The 6,825-nt window shown below is 70.6% G+C and carries 5 protein-coding genes; 3 read left to right on the forward strand and 2 right to left on the reverse strand.

Annotation, left to right across the window (positions count from 1 at the left end; genetic code table 11):
- Window positions 1-87: 87 nt before the first annotated feature.
- The gene (locus AQJ27_RS34360) at window positions 88-867 is read right to left on the reverse strand and encodes a TetR/AcrR family transcriptional regulator (protein WP_067377172.1); all 780 of its coding nucleotides are present in this window, start codon (window positions 865-867) and stop codon (window positions 88-90) included.
- A gap of 374 nt (window positions 868-1,241) precedes the next feature.
- On the opposite strand from AQJ27_RS34360, the gene AQJ27_RS34365 reads away from it, so the two are divergent.
- On the forward strand, window positions 1,242-2,621 hold the full coding sequence (locus AQJ27_RS34365; RefSeq protein WP_067377174.1) for an NAD(P)/FAD-dependent oxidoreductase: 1,380 nt from the start codon (window positions 1,242-1,244) through the stop codon (window positions 2,619-2,621).
- Window positions 2,622-2,863: 242 nt separating this feature from the next.
- Window positions 2,864-4,519 carry an ATP-binding SpoIIE family protein phosphatase gene (locus tag AQJ27_RS34370; RefSeq protein WP_067377178.1) on the forward strand — a complete coding sequence of 552 codons (1,656 nt, stop codon included), beginning with the start codon at window positions 2,864-2,866 and terminating at the stop codon, window positions 4,517-4,519.
- A 97-nt stretch (window positions 4,520-4,616) separates the two neighbouring features.
- Here the strand turns inward: AQJ27_RS34370 and AQJ27_RS34375 are convergent, their stop codons facing one another.
- Window positions 4,617-5,894 (reverse strand): MFS transporter, encoded by a 1,278-nt coding sequence (locus tag AQJ27_RS34375; RefSeq protein WP_067377181.1) that lies wholly within the window; start codon window positions 5,892-5,894, stop codon window positions 4,617-4,619.
- A 144-nt stretch (window positions 5,895-6,038) separates the two neighbouring features.
- On the opposite strand from AQJ27_RS34375, the gene AQJ27_RS34380 reads away from it, so the two are divergent.
- On the forward strand, window positions 6,039-6,599 hold the full coding sequence (locus AQJ27_RS34380; protein WP_067377183.1) for a MarR family winged helix-turn-helix transcriptional regulator: 561 nt from the start codon (window positions 6,039-6,041) through the stop codon (window positions 6,597-6,599).
- Window positions 6,600-6,825 lie beyond the last annotated feature (226 nt).

Raw genomic sequence — 6,825 nt, forward strand, 5'->3', positions numbered from 1 at the left:
GAACGCTCCCCGCAAGGCAGTTGCGCCACGGCCGGAATGCGCGGACCCCGAACTCCGTCACCTCGGACTCCGTCACCCCGGCCGCCGTCACGCCGGCCGCGAGCGCAGCCCCTCCAGCAGGATGTCCAGCAGCCGGGCCGAGGCCGCGGCCTGCTGGGCGGCATCCGGCAGCGAAGGCGCCGCCGTGGCTATGACCAGCAGTACGTCCGCCACGGTCACGTCCGCCCGCAGCTCGCCCGCCGCGCGCGCCCGATCCACGAGCCGGCCCACCACGTCGAGCAGCGTGGCCGCACCGGCGTCGTCGGCCACCGCGGCCATGGCCTCCTCCTCGGGCGCCGACCGCTGCTCGACGAGCCGGAGCTCGGGGGCGAGCTGGGACCGCTGCTGCGGCACCCGCGCCTCGTCCACCGAGGGCCCCTCCTCCGCGACGCCGACCCGCAGCACCTGCGGCGGCAGCAGCCGCCCGGCACCCGAGGCCACCGACGTACGCAGGAAGCGCGAGAGCGCCGACCACGGCTCGTCCTCCTGACCGAGCGCCGCGCGTGCCTGGTCGGTCAGCCGGGAGGTCTCCTCCTCGGCTATCCGACGGACCAGGACGTCCTTGCTCGGGAAGCGCCGGTACACCGTGCCGACACCGACCCGGGCGCGCCGCGCCACATCCTCCATCGGCGCGCCGTACCCCAGCTCGCCGAAGACCTCGCGCGCCGCGCGCAGTACATGTTCCAGATTGCGCTGTGCGTCCACCCGTAGCGGCGTCGTCCGCGATCCGTCCACCGGACCGCGGCCGTTGCCGCCCGTTGCCGCGCCTACCGTGCCACCGTTCCCGATGGCAGACGCGGAAGACCAATGAGCATCCTGAATGTGCATAAGCGTTCCCCCGGTAATGACGTCTCCCCCCGGAGACTCTCCCCGCCATTGGCAGCCGGAGCGAGCGGAACAAGCTTGATTCACGAGCCCGTCGTGCGGACTCGTCGAGCGCATCCCCCTACACCCCGTCGACACACGAACATAGTTGAGTGGGGGTCAATTCAGAAGGGGCAGGTTCCGCACGGAGCGCCCCCCGATCGGAGTACGGGTCGGGTACCTCCCGATTACGCCCCCTCCGATCCCCCCGAGCACCCCCGCTGACCTGCGAACTCTTCCCGTACTCCGGCAAACAGGGCAACCCCTCGGGCCCCCGGCCGTCGGTCACACAAATTGTCGAGCCTGTGGACAAACTCAAGAGCGGGGTGCGTCATGGGATGGTGAAGGAACCTGTGCGCATTCTCATCGTCGGCGGCGGCTACGTCGGGATGTACACCGCCCTGCGCCTCCAACGAAAGTTGAAGCCGGAACTGAATCGGGGCGAGGTCGAGATCACCGTCGTCTCCCCCGACCCCTATATGACGTATCAGCCGTTCCTTCCCGAAGCCGCCGCGGGCCTGATCTCGCCGCGCCACGTGGTGGTCCCGCTGCGCAGGGTCCTCGACCGGTGCCGGATCGTGGTCGGCGAGGCCCACGGCATCGACCACGCCAAGCGCACCGCGACGCTCAGCACGCTCGCCACCGCCGAGGAGGGAGCGGGCACGGAGCAGATCACGTACGACGAACTCGTCCTCGCCCCCGGCTCGGTCTCACGCGCCCTCCCGATCCCCGGACTCGCCGACTACGCCATCGGCTTCAAGACCATCGAGGAGGCCATCGGGCTGCGCAACCACGTCATCGAGCAGATGGACATCGCCTCCTCCACCCGCGACCCCGCGATCCGCGACGCCGCCCTGACCTTCGTCTTCGTGGGAGGCGGTTACGCGGGTGTGGAGGCGCTCGGCGAACTCGAGGACATGGCCCGCTACGCCGCCCGCTACTACCACAACGTCAACGCCGACGACATGAAGTGGATCCTCGTCGAGGCCTCGAACCGCATCCTCCCCGAGGTCGGCGAGGAGATGGGCAAGTACACGGTCACCCAGCTGCGCCGCCGCAACATCGACGTACGCCTCGAAACCCGCCTCGACTCCTGCGCGGACCGGATCGCCGTCCTCAGCGACGGCGCCCGCTTCCCCACGCGTACGGTCGTGTGGACCGCCGGCGTGAAACCGCACCCGATCCTGGCCGCCACCGACCTCCCCCTCAACGGGCGAGGCCGCCTCAAGTGCACCGCGGAACTGACCGTCGACGGCGCCCCGCACGCGTGGGCGGCGGGAGACGCCGCAGCCGTCCCCGACGTCACCGCCGGGGAGCCCGGCAAGGAGACCGCGCCCAACGCCCAGCACGCGGTGCGCCAGGCCAAGGTCCTCGGCGACAACATCGCCCACTCCCTGCGCGACGAGCCCCTGGAGACGTACTCCCACAAGTACGTCGGCTCGGTCGCGTCCCTCGGGCTGCACAAGGGTGTCGCGCACGTCTACGGGCGCAAGCTGAAGGGCTATCCTGCCTGGTTCATGCACCGCGTCTACCACCTGAGCAGGGTCCCGACCTTCAACCGCAAGGCCCGCGTACTCGCCGAATGGACCTTGGCGGGGCTCTTCAAAAGGGAGATCGTGTCCCTCGGATCGCTCGAACATCCTCGAGCGGAGTTCGAACTCGCGGCCGGTGGAAAGCATCCTATCGACCCGAAGCTCGACCCGAAGGGGTCGTCCTGACCGGACCCAGGAACTCCACCGATCAGGCAGGCGTCTGACGGATGTCGGTCCGGTCGGCCAGACTGGTCCCGACCTTGGGCGGGCCGACGGTTCGCTCATTCGCACGCACAGGCTTCTTCCCCAGCGCCGCATTTCCCGGGTTCCGATCAGGGAGGCAGCGCTCCAGTGGCTCCGGCCGCGGGCCGGACCCCCGGCCGGATTCCGGAGCCGACCGGAGACGACAATCACGAGGCAAGGATTCGGTGAACTTCACCCGCTGGAGCGCCCGGCTCCCCGGAACGCAGCGCCGCGCCGCGGCGCGGACCGAACACACGGCCTCCCCGGACCGTCGAGGCGAGGGCTCCGTGCCCGCGGCCCGCGCCGAGCAGCTGACCGACGACGCGCCGCCCGTCCCCGCCGTCGACGACCTGCCCGTGCGCGAGGTCCTCGACCGCGTCCCGGCCCTCGTCGCCCTCGTGCACGGCCACGACCACCGCGTGGCCTACGTCAACGACGCCTATGTGGCGGCCTTCGGCGCCCGACCCGTCGGCGGACCCGCACGCGAGGCGCTGCCCGAGCTCGCGGAGATCGGCCTGCTCCCGCTCCTCGACCAGGTGCTGCGCAGCGCCAAGCCGCGCACGGTCAAGTCCCGCAAAGCCCCCGGCGGCCGCTCGTACACCTTCACCTGCACGCCCGTCGACGCCACCCCGGACGGCCAGGACGGCGGCGTACTCGTCTTCGCCACCGACGTCACCGACCACGCCGAGGCCGCCGAGCGACTGCGCGCCAGCGAGCGTCGCCAGCGCGAGACCGCCGTCACCCTCCAGCGCTCCCTGCTCCCCCAGGAACTGGAAGAACCCGACGACCTGCGCGTCGCCGCCACCTACCAGCCCGGCGGCACCGAGGCCGCGGTCGGCGGCGACTGGTACGACGTGATCACCCTCGGCGGCGGCCGCACCGCGCTCGTCATCGGCGACGTGATGGGCCGCGGAGTGCGGGCCGCGGCCGTCATGGGGCAACTGCGCACCGCCGTACGCGCGTACGCCCGCCTCGACCTGCCCCCGCACGAGGTCCTGCAACTCCTCGACGGACTCGCCACGGAGATCGACGCCAACCAGATCGCCACCTGCGCGTACGCCGTCCACGACCCCAACGAGGGGCGGCTCGTGTACGCCTCCGCGGGCCACCTCCCGATCCTCGTCCGCGACGAGAACGGCACCGTGATCCGCGCCGACGAACCCACCGGACCACCGCTCGGCACCGGCGGCTGGATGCACGCCTCGGGCTCGGTCCCGCTGGGGCCCGGCTCCACGGCCGTCCTCTACACCGACGGCCTGGTCGAGCGCCGCAACGAGGACCTCGACGAGGGGATCGCGTCCCTGGAGCGCGCCCTCGCGGGGGCGACGGGCACGCCCCAGGTCGTCTGCGACCGCCTCGTCCGCTCCGCGGGCGTCACCGCCGACCACGACGACGACGTGGCCGTCCTCGTCCTTCAGCACCCCGCCCGCACGGGCCCCGACGGCGAGCTCTTCCGCAACGCGGCCCTGGAGCTGCTGGGCGGGGTGGAAGCGGCTCCACGCGCGCGTGCCTTCGCCTCCGGCGTGCTGACGAGCTGGCGATTCCCGACCGACCTCCATGATCTCGGCGTCCTCGCCACCAGCGAACTGGTCGCCAACTCCCTCCAGCACGGCACCCCGCCGATGCGCCTTCGGCTGCGCCGTACCGACCGCCGCCTCATCATCGAGGTCACCGACGGCGACGACCATCTGCCGCGTCGGCGTCGCGCCGAGCCCGCGGACGAGGCCGGCCGCGGTATCGCGATCGTCGCGACGATCGCTTCCGGTTGGGGTTCGCGGCGTACGCCCGGGGGAGGGAAGGCGGTCTGGTGCGAGTTCGCCCTGCCCCGCACCGCCGGCTGACCACCTGCCCCGGGTGTGTTCCCTGAGAAACAGGAGACGGCTGCCACCACGGTGAAACGTGGCGACAGCCGTCGTACGAACGTCGTCCGAACCTCCGTCAGGCGCTCGCCCGTACCGGCTCCGCGGGTGCCGCCCCGCCCTGAACCACCACCCGGCTCTTCGCCAGCCACGGCTGGTTCTGTACGGGGCTGAGCTGTCGCCCGAGCCGCAGCGCCAGGAACGTGATGCCGAGCGAGAAGAGCAGAAACGTCACGACGTACGGACCGTGCAGCGAGGCCCCCATCGGACCTCCCACCGCTGGACCGACGGCCAACGCGAGCTGCTTCACCAGGGCGAAGGCGGAGTTGTACTGGCCGGCCAGTCCCGTCGGCGCGAGATCCGCGACCAGCGGCGCGACCGTCGGCGACAGCATCGCCTCGCCGAGTCCGAACAGCGCGTACGTCGAGACGAACGCCGCCGTCGCCATCGTCTGGCTGCCGTGTCCCAGCCCCGCGTATCCGGCGGCCAGCCACGCCACGGCCCAGATGAGGCCCACCGCCGCGATCACCCGCGACCGCTTCCGGCGCTCGACGAACTTCAGCACCGCGAACTGCGCCACCACGATCATCGCCGTGTTCGCCGCCATCGCCGTACCGAGCGCGGAGGTCGAGATCCCGGCCGCCTCGACGCCGTACGCGGACAGCCCCGACTCGAACTGCCCGTAGCAGGCGAAGAACAGCACGAAGCCCAGCACGGACAGCTGCACCATGGCCCGGTTGCCCAGCAGCTGCTTCCAGCTACCGCCCTCGGCCTGCGGCGCGTCCCCCTCGATCCGCGGTGCGTGCGGCACCCGTACGGTCGCCATGATCACGACCAGCACCAGGAACATCGCCGACTCGATCGCGAACAGCAGCGTGAACGAACTCGCGCGGGTCGTGTCGACGATGTGGCCGCCGATCAGGCCCCCCACGCCGAGCCCGAGGTTCTGCAGGAAGAACTGTGTCGCGAAGGCGCGCGACCGTGTGTCCGCCGTCGAGCAGTCCACGATCATCGTCGCCAGCGCCGGCTGCATGACGGCTTGTCCCGCACCGAGCGCCGCCGCCGACAGCAGTACGGCCGTGGCGTTGCTCGCGAGCCCCAGACTCAGCGCCCCGACGGCGGCGGTGACCAGGGCGGTGAGCAGGACCGGCAGCGGGCCGCGCAGGACGATGGCCCGTCCAGCGAACGGCAGCACCACGAGAGCGGCCACGGCGAAGACGGCGAGCACGAGGCCCGCCGTCATGGAGCCGAGTCCCCGTACCTGCGCCACATAGACGTAGAGGAAGGGGACGGTAAAGCCGAGCCCGAACGCTCCGAGTGCGTTGCCCACGTGGATCCGGCGCATCGCTGCGCCCATCGCCCTGGTCACTTTCACCTGCCTTGGTCGTGAAGCTTCGGCGCGCATGGATGCAGACCTGAAGACTTCGAAGCTAAAGTTAGATGTTGAACTGTACAGCTTCAAGGACTTCAACGCCAAGCGAGCCCGTGCGATACTTCGGACATGGGCGACACCCCCGGCCTCGCTGCGCCGACAACCGAGCCGACACTCGACGAACAGATCGCCGCCTACCAGCGCGAGTTCCGGGACCTCGACCCCCAGGTCGAGAAGATCGTGGCGGCCCTCGGCCGCCTCAACCGCCGTATGAACGTCGCCTACGGCCGCCAGACCGCCACCCTCGGCATCAGCAACGCCGAGTGGGAGGTCCTCAAGGCCCTCGTCCTGTCCGGGGAGCCGTACCGGATGGGCCCCAGCGAACTCGCCAAGCGGCTGGGTCTGACCCCGGCCGCGATGACCCACCGGATCGACCGGATGGTCGGGGAGGGTCTGGTCACCCGGGAGCGGGACGAGTCGAACCGTGTCCGCGTGATCGTGGAGCTCACGGACGAGGGGCGCGAGAAGTGGCTGGAGGCCATGCGTCTCGCCACGGTCTTCGAGGAGGACCTCCTCCAGGACCTGTCCGCCGACGAGCGCGGTGTCCTCGGTGAGGTTCTGACGCGTCTTCTACGGCGGGTGGAGCACGCCCAGCCGGACGCGGGCGGCCGGCTCAGCGACCTCGATTAAAAGATCTTGACAAGGGCGATTGACACCACCCTGCTGGATCCGTAAGGTTCTTCGAGTTGCCACGGGGCCGTAACGGTTCTGCGGTGGCACCTCCGCCGCAGAAGCGGCACCCCAACCACCAGCACGATCTCCCAAACGGGTGAATTCGGCGTGCCCGAATTCAATTCGCTCGGGACACGGCGATCCGATTAGGAACTGCCGAGAGGATCCGCTAAAGTTTGGGACG

The organism is Streptomyces olivochromogenes (assembly GCF_001514115.1).
Taxonomy (GTDB): Bacteria; Actinomycetota; Actinomycetes; order Streptomycetales; family Streptomycetaceae; genus Streptomyces; species Streptomyces olivochromogenes.